Annotated in this window: 17 protein-coding genes; 11 read left to right on the forward strand and 6 right to left on the reverse strand. The window is 65.6% G+C overall.

Going from position 1 to position 17,160, the window contains the following annotated elements; genetic code table 11:
* Window positions 1-75 precede the first annotated feature (75 nt).
* The 4 genes from AC1DRP_RS07630 (at window position 76) to AC1DRP_RS07645 (ending at window position 4,367) form a co-directional block, all read left to right on the forward strand.
* Complete coding sequence (locus tag AC1DRP_RS07630; protein WP_476768228.1) at window positions 76-1,407, forward strand: ABC transporter substrate-binding protein; 1,332 nt, start codon at window positions 76-78, stop codon at window positions 1,405-1,407.
* 150 nt (window positions 1,408-1,557) lie between these two features.
* Window positions 1,558-2,403, forward strand: coding sequence for an ABC transporter ATP-binding protein (locus tag AC1DRP_RS07635; protein WP_476768229.1), 846 nt, complete (start codon window positions 1,558-1,560; stop codon window positions 2,401-2,403).
* A gap of 24 nt (window positions 2,404-2,427) precedes the next feature.
* Window positions 2,428-3,108, forward strand: coding sequence for a zinc metallopeptidase (locus AC1DRP_RS07640; protein WP_441504325.1), 681 nt, complete (start codon window positions 2,428-2,430; stop codon window positions 3,106-3,108).
* Between the two features lie 26 nt (window positions 3,109-3,134).
* Entirely contained in the window at window positions 3,135-4,367 is a 1,233-nt protein-coding gene (locus AC1DRP_RS07645; RefSeq protein WP_441504326.1) for a phenylacetate--CoA ligase family protein, read from the forward strand.
* A 143-nt stretch (window positions 4,368-4,510) separates the two neighbouring features.
* Here AC1DRP_RS07645 and ung read toward each other — a convergent pair whose 3' ends face one another.
* Together ung and AC1DRP_RS07655 are read right to left on the reverse strand one after the other, a co-directional pair.
* The gene (gene ung / locus AC1DRP_RS07650; RefSeq protein WP_441504327.1) at window positions 4,511-5,212 is read right to left on the reverse strand and encodes a uracil-DNA glycosylase; all 702 of its coding nucleotides are present in this window, start codon (window positions 5,210-5,212) and stop codon (window positions 4,511-4,513) included.
* Window positions 5,209-6,729, reverse strand: coding sequence for a bifunctional metallophosphatase/5'-nucleotidase (locus AC1DRP_RS07655; protein WP_476768230.1), 1,521 nt, complete (start codon window positions 6,727-6,729; stop codon window positions 5,209-5,211). Before AC1DRP_RS07655 ends, ung begins: the two co-directional genes overlap by 4 nt.
* 168 nt (window positions 6,730-6,897) lie before the next feature.
* Here AC1DRP_RS07655 and hemH point away from each other — a divergent pair, with 168 nt between their 5' ends.
* Window positions 6,898-7,962, forward strand: a complete 1,065-nt coding sequence (gene hemH, locus AC1DRP_RS07660; RefSeq protein ID WP_441487896.1) for a ferrochelatase — start codon at window positions 6,898-6,900, stop codon at window positions 7,960-7,962.
* A 49-nt stretch (window positions 7,963-8,011) separates the two neighbouring features.
* On the opposite strand, the gene AC1DRP_RS07665 is transcribed toward hemH, so the two are convergent.
* Window positions 8,012-8,908 carry an alpha/beta fold hydrolase gene (locus AC1DRP_RS07665; protein ID WP_476768231.1) on the reverse strand — a complete coding sequence of 299 codons (897 nt, stop codon included), beginning with the start codon at window positions 8,906-8,908 and terminating at the stop codon, window positions 8,012-8,014.
* An 84-nt stretch (window positions 8,909-8,992) separates the two neighbouring features.
* Between AC1DRP_RS07665 and AC1DRP_RS07670 the strand changes: the two genes are divergently transcribed.
* The 4 genes from AC1DRP_RS07670 (at window position 8,993) to serA (ending at window position 12,367) form a co-directional block, all read left to right on the forward strand.
* A complete protein-coding gene (locus tag AC1DRP_RS07670) occupies window positions 8,993-9,451 on the forward strand; it encodes a MarR family winged helix-turn-helix transcriptional regulator (RefSeq protein ID WP_441487898.1) in 459 nt (152 codons plus the stop codon).
* A 124-nt stretch (window positions 9,452-9,575) separates the two neighbouring features.
* Entirely contained in the window at window positions 9,576-10,556 is a 981-nt protein-coding gene (locus AC1DRP_RS07675; protein WP_441487899.1) for an SPFH domain-containing protein, read from the forward strand.
* 10 nt (window positions 10,557-10,566) lie between these two features.
* Complete coding sequence (locus AC1DRP_RS07680; RefSeq protein WP_441487900.1) at window positions 10,567-11,013, forward strand: NfeD family protein; 447 nt, start codon at window positions 10,567-10,569, stop codon at window positions 11,011-11,013.
* 97 nt (window positions 11,014-11,110) lie between these two features.
* Window positions 11,111-12,367: a phosphoglycerate dehydrogenase gene (gene serA, locus AC1DRP_RS07685; protein WP_441504329.1), complete on the forward strand. Its 1,257-nt coding sequence runs from the start codon at window positions 11,111-11,113 to the stop codon at window positions 12,365-12,367.
* Between the two features lie 13 nt (window positions 12,368-12,380).
* Here serA and AC1DRP_RS07690 read toward each other — a convergent pair whose 3' ends face one another.
* Entirely contained in the window at window positions 12,381-12,707 is a 327-nt protein-coding gene (locus AC1DRP_RS07690; protein WP_441504330.1) for a DMT family transporter, read from the reverse strand.
* Window positions 12,704-13,378, reverse strand: a complete 675-nt coding sequence (locus AC1DRP_RS07695) for an FMN-dependent NADH-azoreductase (protein ID WP_441504331.1) — start codon at window positions 13,376-13,378, stop codon at window positions 12,704-12,706. The genes AC1DRP_RS07690 and AC1DRP_RS07695 overlap by 4 nt, the downstream gene beginning before the upstream one ends.
* Window positions 13,379-13,499: 121 nt before the next feature.
* Between AC1DRP_RS07695 and AC1DRP_RS07700 the strand changes: the two genes are divergently transcribed.
* A complete protein-coding gene (locus tag AC1DRP_RS07700; RefSeq protein WP_441504332.1) occupies window positions 13,500-14,366 on the forward strand; it encodes a LysR family transcriptional regulator in 867 nt (288 codons plus the stop codon).
* 4 nt (window positions 14,367-14,370) lie between these two features.
* Here AC1DRP_RS07700 and AC1DRP_RS07705 read toward each other — a convergent pair whose 3' ends face one another.
* Window positions 14,371-15,345: a KpsF/GutQ family sugar-phosphate isomerase gene (locus tag AC1DRP_RS07705; protein ID WP_113511054.1), complete on the reverse strand. Its 975-nt coding sequence runs from the start codon at window positions 15,343-15,345 to the stop codon at window positions 14,371-14,373.
* Window positions 15,346-15,541: 196 nt separating this feature from the next.
* Between AC1DRP_RS07705 and AC1DRP_RS07710 the strand changes: the two genes are divergently transcribed.
* The gene (locus AC1DRP_RS07710) at window positions 15,542-17,086 is read left to right on the forward strand and encodes an outer membrane beta-barrel protein (RefSeq protein ID WP_476768232.1); all 1,545 of its coding nucleotides are present in this window, start codon (window positions 15,542-15,544) and stop codon (window positions 17,084-17,086) included.
* The last annotated feature ends 74 nt before the right edge of the window (window positions 17,087-17,160 follow it).

Raw genomic sequence — 17,160 nt, forward strand, 5'->3', positions numbered from 1 at the left:
CCATCGTCAAGCGGAGGGCAGGAGACAACGGGCAGGCCGCGAAAAGGTCGCCCGATGCAACCACGGAGGGAACAGATGAAGAAGACTGGTTTGATGAAGGGCGCGGCGCTCGGCGCGCTGCTCGCGGCGGGAGCGGTGATCGCTCCGGTGGCGGCGCAGGACAGCGTCTATTTCGCCAACAATGCCTATCGCACCGGACCGTTCTCGGGCTCCGGCATCCCGATCGGCGACGGCATGCGCGACTATATCGCGATGATCAACGAGCGCGACGGCGGCGTGAACGGCGTCAAGGTCATCTATGAGGAATGCGAGACCGGCTACGACACCAAGAAGTCGATCGAGTGCTACGAGCAGGCGAAGTCGAAGAACACGATCGTCTACAGCCCGTGGTCGACCGGCGCGACGCTGGCTGCGATCCCGCGTGCCCATATCGACAAGATCCCGATCCTGTCGATGGCCTATGGCCTGTCTGCTTCGGCCGAAGGCTCGACCTTCCCCTGGGTTTTCATCCCGCCCTTCACCTATTGGGATGGCGCCTCGGTCATGGTCAAGCACATGGCCAATGAGTTCGGCGGCATGGACAAGCTCAAGGGCAAGAAGCTCGGCCTGATCCATCTGGATGCGCCCTTCGGCAAGGAGCCGATCCCGGTTCTTGAGAACCTCGCCAAGAAATACGGCTTCGAGCTCAAGCTGTATCCGGTCGCTGCAGCCGACATGCAGAACCAGGGCTCGCTCTGGCTCTCGATCCGGCGTGACCGCCCGGACTACCTCTACAACCAGGGCTGGGGCGCGATGAACCCGACGGCCGTGAAGGAGGCCATCAAGAACGGCTTCCCGATCAACAAGCTGGTCGGCGTCTGGTGGGCCGGCGGCGACGATGATGCGCGGGCCGGCGGGGCCGAGGCAAAGGGCTACAAGTCGCTCAACTTCAATGCGGCGGGCACCAATTTCCCGGTCATCCAGGACATCATCAAACATGTCGTGGAGAAGGGTAAGAGCCTGGCGCCGAAGGAGAAGGTCGGCGAGAACCTCTATAACCGCGGCGTCTACAACTCGATGCTCGTGGTCGAGGCGATCCGCAACGCGCAGAAGCTCACCGGCAAGAAGGTGGTCAATGCCGAGGACRTGCGCCGTGGTCTCGAGGGCCTCAACATCACCGAGGCCCGCCTGAAGGAAATCGGCATGGAGGGTTTCGGCACCCCGTCGACGATCTCCTGCAGCGACCATTCCGGCCATAGCAAGATGTATGTCGCCGAATGGGACGGCACCAAGTGGACCAAGGGTTCGGACTGGATCGAGCCGCTGAAGGACGAGGTGCGTCCGCTGATCGAGGCCGCCGCCAAGGACTATGCCGAGAAGAACGCCGGCTGGCCGAAGCGGACCGAGTCCTGCGAGAAGTCGTCCTGATGTGAGCTCAGCCTTCTCCCCTCCGGGGGAGGAGGCACCTGCGAAGCAGACGGACGAGTGCGGCAGCGCCTGACCTCGTCCGTCCTTCACTCATCCGATCCGGCTGTGCCGGATCACCTTCTCCCCACAAGGAGAGGGAAGGAGCACGCAATGTCGACCGCCACCCTCGAGAAGCCCGCCCCCGCCGCTGCGACGGACACCATCCTGTCGCTGAACAATATCGAGGTGATCTATGATCACGTCATCCTGGTGCTCAAGGGCGTCTCCCTGCAGGTGCCGCGCAAGGGCATTGTCGCAATCCTCGGCGCCAATGGCGCGGGCAAGACGACGACGCTGAAGGCGATCTCGAACCTGCTCAAGGCCGAGCGCGGCGAGGTCACCAAGGGCTCGATCGTGTTCGATGGCGAGYGGGTCGATCGGATGTCGCCGAACGAACTCGTCCGGCGCGGCTGCATCCAGGTCATGGAAGGCCGCCATTGCTTCGGCCATCTCTCGATCGAGGAGAACCTGCTGACCGGCGCCTTCACCCGGCGCGACGGCAATGCCGCGATCAAGCGCGACCTCGAGAAGATCTATGAGCTGTTCCCGCGCCTGAAGCAGCGGCGCAACTCGCAGGCCGGCTATACCTCGGGTGGCGAGCAGCAGATGTGCGCGGTCGGCCGCGCCATGATGTCGAAGCCCAAGATGATCCTGCTCGATGAGCCGTCGATGGGGCTCGCGCCCCAGATCGTCGAGGAGATCTTCGAGATCGTCCGTCGCCTCAATGCGGAGGACGGCGTTTCCTTCCTCGTCGCCGAGCAGAACACCAACATGGCGCTGCGCTACGCAACCTATGGCTACATCATGGAGACGGGCCGTGTCGTCATGGACGGCGAGGCGCAGATGTTGCGCGAAAACGAGGACGTGAAGGAGTTCTATCTGGGCGTGGCCGAGGGCGACAAGAAATCGTTCCGCGACGTCAAGAGCTACAAGCGCCGCAAGCGCTGGCTTTCGTGATCCGGACAAGGCGGAAGCGGTCGGATGCTCTATCTCGTGCTCGCAGTGCTGCTGATCGTGCTCATCTTCGGGCCGCAGTCCTGGGTGCGCGGCCAGATGCGCAAGCATGCGGCCGCCCGGCCGGATCTGCCGGGAACCGGAGGCGAACTCGCCCGGCACCTGCTTGATCGATTCTCGCTTGATGCCGTCACGGTCGAGGCCTCCGCGGCGGGCGATCACTATGACCCCGATGCGCGTGCGGTCAGGCTCTCGCCTGACAATCACGATGGGCGCTCGATCACGGCCGTCGCAGTGGCGGCGCATGAGGTCGGGCATGCCATCCAGCACGCGCAAGGCAGCTCGCTCTTTACCTGGCGTACGGCGCTCGCGCGCTTCCTCGGCATCTTCGACAAGGTCGCGATGGCGATCCTGCTCACTGCGCCTCTGGTGATGGCCGTCACCCATGTTCCTGCGATCGGACTGATGCAGGCCGGCATCGCCATCGCAATGCTCGGCGTCGGTCTTGTCGTGCATCTCGTGACGCTGCCGCTGGAGTTCGACGCGAGCTTCGGCAAGGCGCTGCCGATCCTGTCCAGAGACGGCTATCTCGACGGGCGCGACCTACCGGCAGCGCGCGGCGTGCTGAGGGCGGCCGCCTTTACCTATGTGGCCGGCGCTCTCGTCGGCCTCCTCAATTTCCTGCGCATCCTGCGCATCATCCGCTGAGCCAAAGCTCCGCAAGGACAAAAGCGATGAGCGATCATCTCGACGATCTCGAAATCCGCACTTCCGACGCGCGCGAGGCCGATCTCTTCGCGAGGCTGAGGCCCGTGCTCGAGGCTGCCTTATCCGCGCCTGCCTATGCCGAGCGGCTGAAGGGGCTCAACACGGCAGCGATCACCGATCGCAATGCGCTGTCGCGGCTGCCGGTGCTCCGCAAGGCCGACCTGCCGGCACTGCACAGGGGCACTCCGCCCTTCGGCGGTTTCGTGCCGGCATCGCCAGGGTCCTTTGGCCGGTTGTTCACCTCGCCCGGCCCGATCTTCGAGCCCGAGGGCACGGGAGTTGATCCCTGGGGCGCGGCGCGCGGGCTCTTTGCGGCGGGCTTCCGTCACGGCGATATCGTCATCAATACCTTCAGCTACCACCTGACGCCGGGCGGGTTCATCATGGATTCGGCCGCACGTGCGCTTGGATGCGCTGTGATACCGGCCGGTCCGGGCAATACCGAGCAGCAGATGGAGGTGATCTCGGCCTATCGGCCGCAAGCCTATGCCGGCACGCCGGATTTCCTGAAGATCCTGATCGAGGCCGCCGAGGCGCGTGGCGTCGATATCTCCTGCATCAAGCGCGCGGTGGTGTCGGGGGCTGCCTTCCCGCCCTCGCTGCAAGCTTGGGTCAAGGAGCGCGGCATTGATGCCTATCAGCTCTATGCCACTGCGGATATCGGCGTCATCGCCTATGAGACGTCGGCGCGCGAAGGCATGCTTCTGAACGAGAACCTGATCATCGAGATMGTGCGGCCGGGTACGGGCGATCCTGTGGCCGAAGGCGAGGTTGGCGAGATCGTCGTCACCAATCTCGATCCGCATCACCCGCAGATCAGGCTGGCCGTCGGGGATCTCACGGCTGTGCTGCCGGGCGCGAGCGCGTGCGGCCGGAGCAATACGCGCATCAAGGGCTGGATGGGGCGCGCCGACCAGACCGCCAAGATCAAGGGCATGTTCGTGCGGCCAGAGCAGGTCGCCGAGATCGCCAGGCGGCACGTGGAGATCGCCAAGCTCAGGCTGGTCATCGGCCGCGCCGACGAGCTCGACACGATGACGCTCAAGGCCGAGATCTATGCCGAGCCCGCCGGACTTGTCGATGCGATGTCCTCGACCCTGCAGCAGGTGACAAAGCTCAAGGGAGCGGTGGAGATCCTGCCGCTCGGGGCATTGCCCAATGACGGAAAGGTCATCGCCGACGAGCGGCCGGTGGGATAGGAATGGCGCCGGGTCCACGATCCCCGTCGCCKACGCGACGGTCCGTGCTTCCAGTGTCTGCGTGCAGGATAGGCTGTGCTCCGCTTCCGGTAGCCATGCCGGTCGGCGCGGGAGGTTGAAGCGATCCAACGGCGTCGCGCCCGTCACCAGGCGATCGGCGCTTCGCCCTTTGCCACCAACCACTCATTCGCCCGGCTGAACGGTTTCGACCCGAAGAAGCCCCGCCGCGCCGAAAGCGGCGATGGATGCGCGCTGGCGATCACGTGATGCCGGCGCTCATCGATCAGGCCGCGCTTGGCCTGCGCCGGAGCGCCCCAGAGCAGGAAAACGACATGCGGACGCGAGGTCGAGACAGCGGTGATGATCGCGTCCGTGACCGCCCCCCATCCGAGCGAGAGATGCGAGCCCGCCTTGCTCGCGCCTTCGCGCACCGTCAGGGCCGTGTTGAGCAACAGCACACCCTGCGAGGCCCAGGATGACAGGTCGCCGCTCACCGGTGCGGCCTGTCCGAGATCCTCCGTCCGCTCCTTGTAGATATTGACCAGCGAACGCGGCAGAGGCGGCGGGCCGACATAGGAGAAGGCAAGGCCATTGGCATGGCCGGGTGTCGGATAGGGGTCCTGGCCGAGTACGAATGCCCGCACTGTCTCGAATGGCGTTTCCGCCAGGGCAGCGAGCAGCCGTTCAGGTGCGGGCGCCACGACATGCCCGGCCGCGCGCTCGGCATCGGCAGCCGCGGCCGCCCGCTCTGCAGCGCCTCCAGGACGGAAGACAGCGAGTTCGCGCCAGTCCTTGCTTGCCCGACTTGCCAGAAAGCGCGTCAGCGCCGCCGCATAACCGCTCACTTCAGGACGGCCCGTCCCTCGACCTTTGCGTCGACGGTGCCGAGTCGGCGCAGATAGACCATGACCTCGTTCGCCATGAGCTTGCCGTCGGTCAGGCCGAGCAACGTCCGGCCGCGGCCGAGCGCAGTGTAGCCATCGCCGCCTTCCAGCATGAAATTGTTGGAGGCGACCGTGTACTTGCCGGTGGGCTCGATCGGTTTGCCGTCGACGGTGACAGCTGTGACGCGCGAGCCCTGCGGCTGCTTGAGATCGGCCTCGAAGCTGAGACCCGAGACCACAGGGAAACGCCCCGCGCCTTGCGGTGCGTCCCTCAGCCCGTTCTCGATCGCGTCCTTCACGTCCTTGCCGGTAATCTCGACCATCACGGTGGCGTTGCCGAAGGGCAGCTCGCTCAGCACGTCGCGCCGGGTGACCTTGTGGCCAGCGGCGTATTGCTTGTTGGCTCGGATGCCGCCGGCATTGGTGATGGCGAGTTGGGCGCCGGTTGCAGCGCGGATCGCATCGGCGATCAGGTTGCCGATCKCGGTTTCCTGCGTGCGGATCATGCTGGTGCGGGAATCGAGCGGGGCGGCGAGCGTCGCGATTTCGATGTCGAGTTCCTTCGACAGCTCGCTCTCGTAGCCCTTGACGATCGCGGCAACCTCCGGATCGGGCGTCGCAGCGCGGGAATCGTTGACGCGAAATGTCGGCGTCCACTCGACACGGCGATTGGCGCCCTCGCCGGTCACCTTCGCGGCGATATCGATGGCGGTGACGTAATTGCCCTCCTCGTTCGATTCCACCATCACGACCTTGCCGTCATAGGCGATGGCGAGATCATGGTCGTGCCCGGTGAGCAGGATGTCGACGACGCGCGAGCGCACGATCGTCAAATCCGTGGCGCGGTCGGCATGGACGACACCGACKAGGATATCGGCGCCCTGCGACTTCAACGCCCGCGCCTCGCGCCGCAAGGCCTCCATGGTCGAGGAGAATTTCAGGTCGCCGGGATTGGAGAGCTGCGGCGTCGGATCATAGGTGGTGCCTATGACGCCGACCTTGATGCCGCCAAGCTCGAAGATCTGCGAGTCCTTGTGGCCGGGCAGCGCGTTGCCGGCGGCGTCACGCAGGTTCGCGGCAAAGGTCGGGTAGGTCTGGGCGGCGGTGAGCTTGAGGTAATTGTCCTTGCCGAAGTCGAACTCGTGGTTGCCGGGCACGAAGACGTCGATGCCCATCTTGTTCTGCATCGTGACGATATGGGCGCCCTGGTCGAAGCCCGACATCAGGGAGGGGGAGTAGCAGTCGCCCGCGTGGCAGAAGAGCACGGGTATGCCGCGAGCCCGTTCGGCCTTGGCGATGCCCGAGGCGCGGGCGAAGCCGCCGCGGCCCTTGTCGTCGCTCATCTTGTAGATGTCGTTGAGCAGCAGCAGCGTGAAGGCAGGGGCCGGAGCTTGCGCCCTGGCAACCGGCGCGGTGGCGGCAAGCGCGGCCGGGGCGGCAAGGACGCCGAGAGCGCGGCGACGGGTCAGCTTGGTCATGGAGCAAGGCCCTGTTGAGAAGAAATCCAGATTAGCAAACCGCGTGCCGCTGACCAGCGGAAACGGTTAGCCGATTATGCAGGGGTGCCGATGTCGCACCCCGGGCCTTCGCGGCTGGACGAATGCTCTAACTCGTCTAAATCACGAAGAAACGAAAGTCCGGGATCGATGACAGTCAAGACCAAGCCCGCCGCCGGCCCACTCCCCGTGAAGCTGCCCTCCGACCATCGGCCGTTGCGTGGCTCGCGCATCGGCGTGCTGCTGATGAATCTCGGTACCCCGGAAGGCACGGGTTACTGGCCGATGCGGGCCTATCTCAAGGAATTCCTGTCCGACCGCAGGGTGATCGAGACCTCGCGCTGGGTCTGGTGGCCGCTACTCAACCTCATCATCCTGACGACGCGGCCGGGCCGGAAGGGCAAGGACTATGCCTCGATCTGGAACAAGGAGCGCGATGAGGGGCCGCTGAAGACGATCACGCGCTCGCAGACCGAGCAGCTCGCGGAGCGGCTGAAATCCTATGCCGGCGAGCGCATCGTCTTCGACTGGGCGATGCGTTACGGCTTTCCCGATGTGAAAAGCCGGTTGAAGGCGCTGCAGGACCAGGGTTGCGACCGCATCCTGATGGTGCCGCTCTATCCGCAATATGCGGCGCCGACCTCGGCAACCGCCTGCGATCAGGCTTTTAGGGCGCTGATGCAGATGCGCTGGCAGCCCGCGGTCAGGGTCGCGCCGCCCTACCATGACGATCCCGTCTATATCGCGGCGCTCGCAACCTCGATGCGCGCCTCGCTCGCCAAGCTCGATTTCGACCCGGACGTGATCCTCTGTTCGTTCCACGGCATGCCGAAGGAATATCTGCTCAAGGGCGATCCTTATTACTGCCAGTGCGTCAAGACCTGGCGGCTGCTGCGCGACGAACTCGGCCTGCCGGAAGAGCGCTTCCGCCTGACCTTCCAGTCACGCTTCGGGCCGGATGAGTGGCTGCAGCCCTATACCGACGAGACCGTGAAGGCGCTGGCCGAAGCAGGAACGAAATCGCTCGCCATCGTTGCGCCGGGCTTCTCGGCGGACTGCCTGGAAACCCTGGAAGAGCTCGATGTCGAGAACCGCGAGATCTTCCTGCACAATGGCGGCAAGCAGTTCGCCTATTTACCGTGCCTGAACGATTCCGACGAGGGGATCAGGGTGCTCGAGGCCGTCGTGCGCCGCGAGCTGATGGGCTGGGTGTAGCGCTTTCGCGCACCGGCTGCGGCAGCCGTTGCGGCCGCAGCGCAGAAGCCTAACCGGCCACGAACCGGCTGACGCTTTCGACCACTGCCTTCGCCTGCAGGATGCGGCGGTGGCCGAGCCCCTTCACGGGCTCGAGCGTGACGCCGGGCCCGGCTGCGGCCAAGGCCTCGGCATGGTGAAAACCCAGTTCCCGATCGTCGCGGCAATGGATCACCAGCGTCGGCTTGGCGATCGCTGCGAGCTGGTTACGACCCTCGAAGGCCTCGACCGGGTTGCCAGCTACGACATGGATGCGTCGTTCCAGCGCCGCCTGGCCGCGCCGGCCGAGACCGATCGTCGTGCCGAACTGGCGGGTGATCTCGGTGATCGAGGAGGGGGCGGCGATCAGCGCCAGCCGGTTCGCCGTGACGGCCGGCTGCCCCGGTACGGTGCGGGCGAGCGCAGCCAYGGCGATCGCTCCACCGAAGGAATGAGTCACGATGGCGTGGACCGGTGCGAAGGCGCGCGCGACGGCAGCGAGGCTGGCGACACCGAGCGGAATATTGAGCTCGCTGCCCGTCGAGTCGCCATGGGCGGGCAGATCATAGGCGACGACACGGAAGCCGGCCGCGGTCAGCGGCGCGACGAAGGCGGTCATGAAGGCCGCCTCGCTGATCCAGCCATGCAGGAGGATCACGGACGGCGAAGGGGAACCGGACGGCTTCTGCCCGTTCGGCTCGAAGAGATAGGCGGTGACCGAGCCACAGGGGTAGGGAATGGCGTGGCGTGTCGCGCCGGCCAGCCGTTCGGATGCGGCTTTTGTGGCCGCCTTTCGTTTCGCGGTTCCCTGTTGCCGCCGTGGCGGCGTACAAAAGGCCTTGAAGGCAAGATGCCCGGCCGTCTTCGGTGCAACGAAGCTGGAGAGGCGGATGAGCGGTCGAATGATACGGAGTGCTGAACCGGCCATGGTGCGACCTCTAGTTCGTTCAATGCTGAACAAATATGTTCAACCATGAACAAAAAGCAAGAGCCGATTTCGGCGAACTCCGACATGGCTCAGCCTGAGGACAGGCAGGTGCTGCCCTGGGAACTGCCGCGCTTCCATAACTGGATCGCGGTCGCGCGCGTGCACGCGCTCTGGAAGAAGGTGTTCAGCGAGGCGCTTGCGCCGCTCGGCATTCAGCTCGCGCATTATGACGTTCTTGCGAATGTCTTCCATGTGCCGGGCCTGACCCAGCAGGCGCTGGCGGAGAAGCTGCTCGTCGGCCGMAGCGCGATGAGCATGCTGCTGCCGGAGCTGGAGCGGCGCGAGCTGATCGAGCGTCGTGGCGACGAGGCTGACCGCCGCGTGCGCCGGCTCTGGCTGACGCCGGAAGGCGAGGTGCTGACGCGCAAGGCGATGGCGATCCATGTCCAGCGCATCGAGGCGATGATGCTCGTGCTCAGCGACGATGAATGCGCGATGGTCGGCGAGTTGATGCGGCGGGTCTCAAAGGCCTTGGAAGGCTGAGCGATGCAGCCCCCGCTTGCACATGGTCGTCGCAATCGTCAGGTTGCGTGCATCGGGGCCTCGGGCCCCTTTGAACGCTGGAGCATGAAACTCCAGAGCGTGACTGGCGGACTGGCGGAGCCAAATGAATCAGATCTTCAGTTTCGACATCGTTGTCGTGATTCTGGTGCTGCTCGTCATCCTGACGATCGCGCTGGGGGTTCGCACTGTTCCGCAGGGCTATAATTATACGATCGAACGCTTCGGCCGCTATTCGCGTACGCTCGGGGCGGGCCTCGGCCTGATCGTGCCCTATATCGACCGGGTCGGCCACAAGGTGAATGTCATGGAGCAGGTGCTCGACATTCCGAGCCAGGAGGCGATCACCAAGGACAATGCCGGCGTCCGGATCGACGCTGCCGCCTTCTATCAGGTGCTCGACGCAGCCAAGGCCTGCTATGAGGTTTCGTCGCTCGATCAGGCCCTGATGGTGCTGACCATGACCAATATCCGCACCGTCGTCGGCTCGATGGATCTCGACCAGTTGCTGTCGCATCGCGACGAGATCAACGAGCGGTTGCTGCGGGTCATGGATGCCGCGGCTTCGCCCTGGGGCGTCAAGGTCACCCGCATCGAGATCCGGGACATCCTGCCGCCCGCGGATATCGCCGGCGCGATGAACCGGCAGATGAAGGCCGAGCGTGAGAAGCGCGCGGCGGTGCTGGAGGCGGAAGGCCTGCGGCAGGCCGAGATCCTCAAGGCGGAAGGGCAGAAGCAATCGCAGATCCTTGCAGCCGAGGGCCGCAAGGAAGCGGCGTTGCGCGATGCCGAGGCACGCGAACGGCTGGCCCAGGCCGAAGCGGCAGCGACAGCCATGGTCAGCGAGGCGATCAGCCGTGGTGATATCCAGGCCGCGAATTTCCTGATCGCCGAGCGCTATACCGATGCGCTCAAGGCCATCGCCAGCGCGCCAAACAGCAAGGTGGTGATCGTGCCGATCGAAGCAGCGGCGCTGGCCGGCACGGTCGGCGGCATCGCACAGCTCACGCGCGCGGTTTTTGGCGAGGACGCGATCGAGGCGCGCCGCACCGGCTCGGTTCCCGCCTCCGGCCGGACGAGCGCCTGAGGGTACGACGATGCTGGACTGGTTTGGATCGATCGGGGGCTGGGGCTGGGTCGTGATCGGCCTCGTCCTGATTGGCGGCGAGTTGCTGGCACCCGGTGTCTTCCTGATCTGGCTCGGCCTTGCTGCGCTGCTGACTGGGCTCGTGGTTGGCCTGACCGGGGTGGGCTGGCAAGGCGCGGCGCTGATCTTCGCGGCTTTGTCGGTCGCCAGTGTCCTTGCGGGCCGGGCCCTGACCCGGCGCAAGTCGGATGAACCGGATGCGGCGCAGGGTCTGAACGACCGCGGGCGGCAGCTGATCGGCAAGGTCTTCAGGCTCGATGCCACCATGACCGGTGGCGAGGGCCGCATCCGCGTCGGCGATTCCTCCTGGCGAATCACCGGGCCCGAGCTGCTGGCTGGCTCCGAAGTGCGGGTCGTGCGCGTCGACGGTGCGACGCTGGTGGTCGAGAAAGCCTGAACGTTGCGCCGCCAGTTCATCTCGCTGATGCGAAATCGGGCTGCCCATATCGATGCGCGGGGTCTATAGGGAACTCCCGCCGCAAGCGAAGCGCACCATGCCAGACCAGACCGAACGCCTGTCGCTGCCAAAGGACCGGATCCGTGTCCTGCTGCTCGAAGGCATCAATGATTCCGCTGCCGATCTGATGGTCCAGGCCGGCTATACCAACATGATCCGCCTGCCCAAGGCACTCGATCACGATGAGCTGCTCAAGGCTGTCGAGAAGGTGCATGTGCTCGGCATCCGTTCGCGTTCGCAGCTCACGGCCGACGTTTTCGAGCGCGCAAGCCGCCTCTTTGCCGTCGGCTGCTTCTCGGTTGGAACCAATCAGGTCGACCTGCAGGCCGCCCGCGCGCGTGGCGTCCCCGTTTTCAATGCGCCGTTCTCGAATACCCGCAGCGTCGCCGAGCTCACCATTGGCGAGATCGTCATGCTGCTGCGGCGCATCCCCGACCGGTCGCGTTCTGCGCATGACGGCGGCTGGGACAAGTCGGCCAATGGCAGCTTCGAGGTGCGCGGCAAGACGCTCGGGATCATCGGCTACGGCAATATCGGCAGCCAGCTCTCGACACTGGCCGAGGCGATGGGCATGCGGGTGCTCTATTTCGACCACACCGACCGGCTGCGTCATGGCAATACCGAACCCGTCGACAGCCTGAAGCACTTGCTCGGCTCCTGCGACGTGATCTCGCTGCATGTGCCGGAGACGCCCGCGACCCATGGCATGATCGGCAAGGCCGAGATCGCCGCGATGCGCAAGGGCAGCTATCTCATCAACAATTCGCGCGGCACCGTCGTCGATCTCGATGCGCTGGCCGAGGCGCTGGGCAGCGGCCATCTTGCGGGGGCCGCCGTCGATGTGTTCCCAAAGGAGCCTGCCTCGAACAGCGAGCGCTTCGTCTCGCCGCTGCAGGGCCTGCCCAATGTCATCCTGACGCCGCATGTCGGAGGCTCGACGGAGGAGGCACAGGAGCGCATCGGTGCCGAGGTGGCGCGCAAGCTGGTCGATTATTCGGATATCGGTTCGACTGTCGGCGCGGTGAACTTCCCGCAGGTGCAACTGGCGCCGCGTCCGATCGGGACGCGCTTCATCCATGTCCAGCGCAACGAGCCCGGCATGCTGCGGCGGCTGAACGACATCTTCGCCCGGCGCGAGGTCAATATCTCCGCCCAGAACTACCAGACCGATGGCGAGATCGGCTATGTCGTGATGGAGGCCGACCGCATCGGTGCCGATGCGGACGCCATCCTGGCCGAGATCAGGGCGCTCGACGGCACGATCCGGGCGCGGTTGCTCTACGAGAGGCAGTGAGCGGGTAACCCGCTCACGCCGTCGTCTTCAGCCCGACGATGCCGACGAGCACCAGCGCGATCCAGAAGAGACGGGCGATCGTGGCCGGCTCGCCGAAGACGAGGATGCCGACGAGCACCGAGCCGAGCGCGCCGATGCCTGTCCAGACCGCATAGGCCGTGCCGAGCGGCAGCACGTCCAGCGCCTTGATCAGAAGCACGACGAAGACGACCAGAAGCAGCACCGAGACAAGCGCCCAGTGCAGGTCGCGAAAGCCGTTGGCCTTCTTCATGCTGAGCGCCCAGGCGACATCGACGATGCCGGAGACGACGAGGGCGATCCAGGCCCAGCCCGTTGTCATGACGCGCTCCTGAGCCGTTCCGTGCCAATTCCCACCGTGACTGCAAAGCTGGCGGCGATCTCTTCAAGACGGGCATGCACATGCGTGCGGCCTTCAGCGACCTCCTGATCCGGACCGATCGTGGGCCCCTGGCAGACCACGATGGCGTCGCTGAGGCCAATGAAGCCGAGTGCTGCCTTGAGATAGGGCGTCGCAAGATCGGGCCGACCCCGGCTCGGCCCTTCGCTATAGTCGCCAGCGCTTGCGAGGATGGCGAGCGTCGGGCGCGACCTCAGCAGCGGCGTGTATCCCGTCGCAGGATCGAAGGAGAAGCTCAGCCCCGGCTGGGTGACGAGGTCGATCCAGTGCTTGAGCTTGTAGGGGATACCGAAATTCCACATCGGCGTCGCGATCAGCACGAGATCGGCTCCGGCGAGACGGGCGATCATTCCCTCGATGACCCGCCAGGCCGCCTGTTCCGGGGCGTTGAGATCGCGCCTGGCGAGGCGGGCATATTTCGCCGCCAGCATGGCGCCGTCGAATTGCGGCAGCTCCGCGGCCCAGAGGTCGAGCGTCTCGACCGAGAGTGTGGGCAGCCTTGCCTGGAGGGCGGCAAGGAAGTGCTGCGCGCTGGAAGACGAGGCCGAATCCGCCTTGCGCGGGGAAGCCTGGATGAAGAGCAGCCGTGTCATGTGACGCAAACCTCGTAACGTAGACGCTCCAAGCGGGAGCGCGACTGCATGAAAGGTGGATTGCGCTGATGCGACTTCAAATGCTTGATATGCGAAATGATTTCGCAAGAATGCGACGACGATGTTGACCCATGATGATCTCGCCCTGATCCTCGCGATTGCGCGCGCCGGCCGGATGAAGCAGGTGGCCGAGATGCTCCAGACCCATCCGGCGACGGCCTATCGCAGGCTCGAGGCGCTGGAGCGTCGGCTTGGCAATCCGCTCTTCGAACGCGGGGTGGACGGCTATGTCCCGACGGTGCTCGCGGAGGAGATCATCCAGCGCGCGGGCGATATCGAGCAGCGGCTGGATGAACTGAACCGGGCGGTCGCGGGCCGGGACAACCGCCTCCGCGGCACGCTGAAGGTCACGACGGTCGATACGCTGGCCTATATCGTCGCGCCGATCGTGCTCAGCTTCGCGGACGCGCATCCGCAGATGTCGGTTGAGCTGCAATTCTCCAATGCGATGGCCGATATGGCGCGCAACGAGGCCGATGTTGCCATCAGGCCGACGCATGCTCCGCCGGAAGCCCTGGTCGGGCAGCGGGCCGCGCGCTTCGGCTTTGCAGCCTATTCGGCGAATGACGACGGAGGTGTGCGAGACATGACCCAGCTTCTGGCGACTCGGCGATGGATCGGCCTTGCGCCGGCCCTGATGCATGCCCCGGCGGCGCGCTGGCTGCGTGATCACGTTCCGACGGAGCGTGTCGGTGCAAGCGTGGATTCATTCTTCGCGGCGGCCGTTGCGGCGCGATCAGGGGCTCATGCGCTTTTGCCGAGCTATCTCGGCGACGAGCCATCGCTCGGACTGGCTCGCCTGAGCGAGCCGGTTCCTGAGCTTGCATCCGAGATCTGGGTTTTGACCCATCCCGATCTGCGTCATGCCGCCCGGGTCCGGGCCTTCACCCGGCACGCGGCGAAGGCATTGCGCGAGCGATTGGCCTGACGGTTCAGGCGACGCCGAGCGTCAGCAGGTCATGCACATGCACGAGGCCGACCGGACGTTCCTCAGCGTCCGCGACGACCAATGCCGTGATGCGCAACCGGTTGACCATCTCGAGTGCCTCGACGGCCAGCGCATCGGGGGCGATGCGGCGCGGGGATGGGGTCATCACATCGCGGGCGCGCAAAGCGCTCGGCCCGCCGGAGCCGAGCTTGCGGCGCAGGTCGCCATCGGTGACGATGCCGGCGAGGCGCCCGTCGAGATCGGTGACAATTGCGCAGCCAAAACCCTTGGCCGAGATCATCGCGATCACATCCGGCAGCGCAGTGTCGAGGCCGACGCGGGGCAGGCCCTCGCCACGATGCATGATGCTCTCGACCGTCTTGAGCTGCGCGCCGAGCTTGCCGCCGGGGTGGTAGACGAAGAAATCCTGGCGCGAAAAGCCACGGGCCTCGAGCAGCGCAATCGCGAGCGCGTCGCCGAGCGCGATCTGCATGGTCGTCGAGGTCGTGGGGGCGAGCCCGTTCGGGCAGGCCTCTTCCGCCTTCGGGATCACGAGGGCAATGTCGGCCTCGCGGCCAAGCGCGCTCTCGGCATTGGCGGTCAGCGCGATCAGGCCGACGCGGAAACGGCGGGTATAGGCGACGATGGCGGACAGCTCCGCCGCCTCTCCGGACCAGGAGAGGGCGATGACGACATCCTCCGGCTGGACCATGCCGAGATCGCCATGGCTCGCTTCGGCCGGATGCACGAAGAGGGCAGGGGTCCCGGTCGAAGCCAAGGTCGCTGCGAGCTTACGCCCGACATGGCCCGATTTGCCCATGCCGGTGACGACGACACGGCCGGCGGCAGCGCGGATCAACTCCACAGCGGCTGCAAAGGGTTCGCCCAGGCCGTTGGCGAGCGCGGTGTGAAGCGTATCGAGCCCGGTGCGCTCGGTCGCGATGGTGCGGAGCGCCGAGGCGCGGATATCGGCTGTCATGGCTGGGGCGTCTAGCACAGTCCGGGCGGGGACTTCCACCGTCAAGCCTTGCAGCAGGACTGCCAAGCCTCGCAGCAGGGCTGCCAAGCCTCGCAGCAGGGTGCATTGACGGCACGTTAACCCTCTTCGTTCTAACTCCGTTAACCATGCGCGCCATCCGGGCGCGCCTTGGCTTGTTCCGGAGTTCGCTCTCCTCGTGTCCCGTCGCGTCACGACCGTGCTTTTGACAGGCGCTGCAGCAGCAGGCCTTGCGGCGGCATGGCCAGCGATCGATACGGCATGGGCGCAGCAGGCGCGGGCCCCGAGCCTGCGCAGCACCGTACCCGCCTATGTCGCCCAGGCCCAGGCGACGCCGGATCAGGCACAGCAGAACGCGACCTCGCCGATTCCCGAGGCGGTGCGCGATCCGGCTGCCTTGATCCAGAACCAGCCTTCGACGATTTCCAACCGCGCGCCGCCGCGCGCCAGCCGCCAGGTCCTGGCGCCCGGCCTTCGCGGCGTCACGCAGCGCCAGTTCCGCGCGCCCCAACCGGCCGTTTCGACATTGCCGCAACCAGGCCCGGCGGCGCCGCCGCCGCTGCGGCGGCGTTCGATCGTCGAGGAAGACCCCTACGCGCCGCTGGGGCTCAGGCTTGGCAATGTCATTCTGACCCCGGCGACGACGAATTCCGTTGGCTATGACAGCAATCCGCAGCGCGTCTCCGGCCCGAACAAGGGCTCAGGCTTCGCTCGTTACGAGGGCGAGCTTGGCATCCAGTCGGACTGGAACGTGCATCAGTTGAGGGGCAGGCTGCGCGGCGCCTATTCCGAGTATTTTCGCGATGGCGAAGCCTCGCGCCCGGATGGCGAGGGGGCGCTTGATCTTCGGCTCGATGCCACCCGCGATACCCGCATCCTGCTGGAAAGCYGCCTCAGGCTCGATACGCAGCGTCCCGGTTCGCCGGACCTCAATGCGCCGGTCGTCGGCCGGCCGCTGACCTATTTCTATGGCGGCTCGGCCGGTGTCACGCATGACATCAACCGTCTGCAGCTGACGCTACGGGGTTCAGTCGACCGCCAGGACTTCGAGAACGCGAAGCTGATCAGCGGCGCAACCCTGAGCCAGGCCGACCGCAACCAGACGGACTATGGCTTGCGGCTACGAGCCGGCTATGAGCTGACGCCGGGCCTCAGGCCTTTCATCCAGGGCGATATTGACACGCGCCAGTATGACCAGCGGGTGGATTCCAATGGGTTTGAGCGCTCTTCGAACGGGTACACCGTCAGTGTCGGCTCCACTTTCGAAATCAGCCGGCTGGTCACGGGCGAAGTGTCCGTGGGCTATCAGGACCGGGCCTATGAGGATCCCCGGCTGAGGAACCTGCGCGGCATGGTTGGCGATGCCGCGATCCTGTGGACGCCGACCCCTTTGACGACGGTGACGCTGCGCGGCACCTCCGAGCTTGGCGATACGACGATCTCGGGCAGCAGCGGCACCTGGGCGCGACGAGCCACCCTCGAGGTGGCTCATGCCTTGCGCCGCAATCTGACTGTGACCGGCTTCACCACCTTCGGCCGCACCGCCTATGAGGGGCAGGGGCTGCGTGAAGATTATACGGCGATCGGCGCCCGGCTCGAATACAAGCTGACGCGGACCTTCGCCGTGCGGGCGAGCTTCACCCACGAACGCCTGAACTCGACTGCGCCGAACTCGGATTACACGGCCAATGTCGCGCAGGTCGGCCTGCGGCTGCAGTTCTAAGCCAGGCTTGGCATGATGGCCGGCGCGGCGCCGGCCCCCTCATCACCTCGGGTTCCCGGGCCCGCATCGGGCCT

The sequence above is a fragment of the Allobosea sp. 01N443 genome (assembly GCF_056399325.1).

Coding starts and splice junctions, on each gene's coding strand:
- serA (WP_441504329.1), top strand. CDS start 11,111: ATGCCAGACCAGACCGAACGCCTGTCGCTGCCAAAGGACCGGATCCGT.
- AC1DRP_RS07680 (WP_441487900.1), top strand. CDS start 10,567: ATGCTGGACTGGTTTGGATCGATCGGGGGCTGGGGCTGGGTCGTGATC.
- AC1DRP_RS07675 (WP_441487899.1), top strand. CDS start 9,576: ATGAATCAGATCTTCAGTTTCGACATCGTTGTCGTGATTCTGGTGCTG.
- AC1DRP_RS07705 (WP_113511054.1), bottom strand. CDS start 15,345: ATGACAGCCGATATCCGCGCCTCGGCGCTCCGCACCATCGCGACCGAG.
- AC1DRP_RS07690 (WP_441504330.1), bottom strand. CDS start 12,707: ATGACAACGGGCTGGGCCTGGATCGCCCTCGTCGTCTCCGGCATCGTC.
- AC1DRP_RS07640 (WP_441504325.1), top strand. CDS start 2,428: ATGCTCTATCTCGTGCTCGCAGTGCTGCTGATCGTGCTCATCTTCGGG.
- AC1DRP_RS07695 (WP_441504331.1), bottom strand. CDS start 13,378: ATGACACGGCTGCTCTTCATCCAGGCTTCCCCGCGCAAGGCGGATTCG.
- hemH (WP_441487896.1), top strand. CDS start 6,898: ATGACAGTCAAGACCAAGCCCGCCGCCGGCCCACTCCCCGTGAAGCTG.
- AC1DRP_RS07700 (WP_441504332.1), top strand. CDS start 13,500: ATGTTGACCCATGATGATCTCGCCCTGATCCTCGCGATTGCGCGCGCC.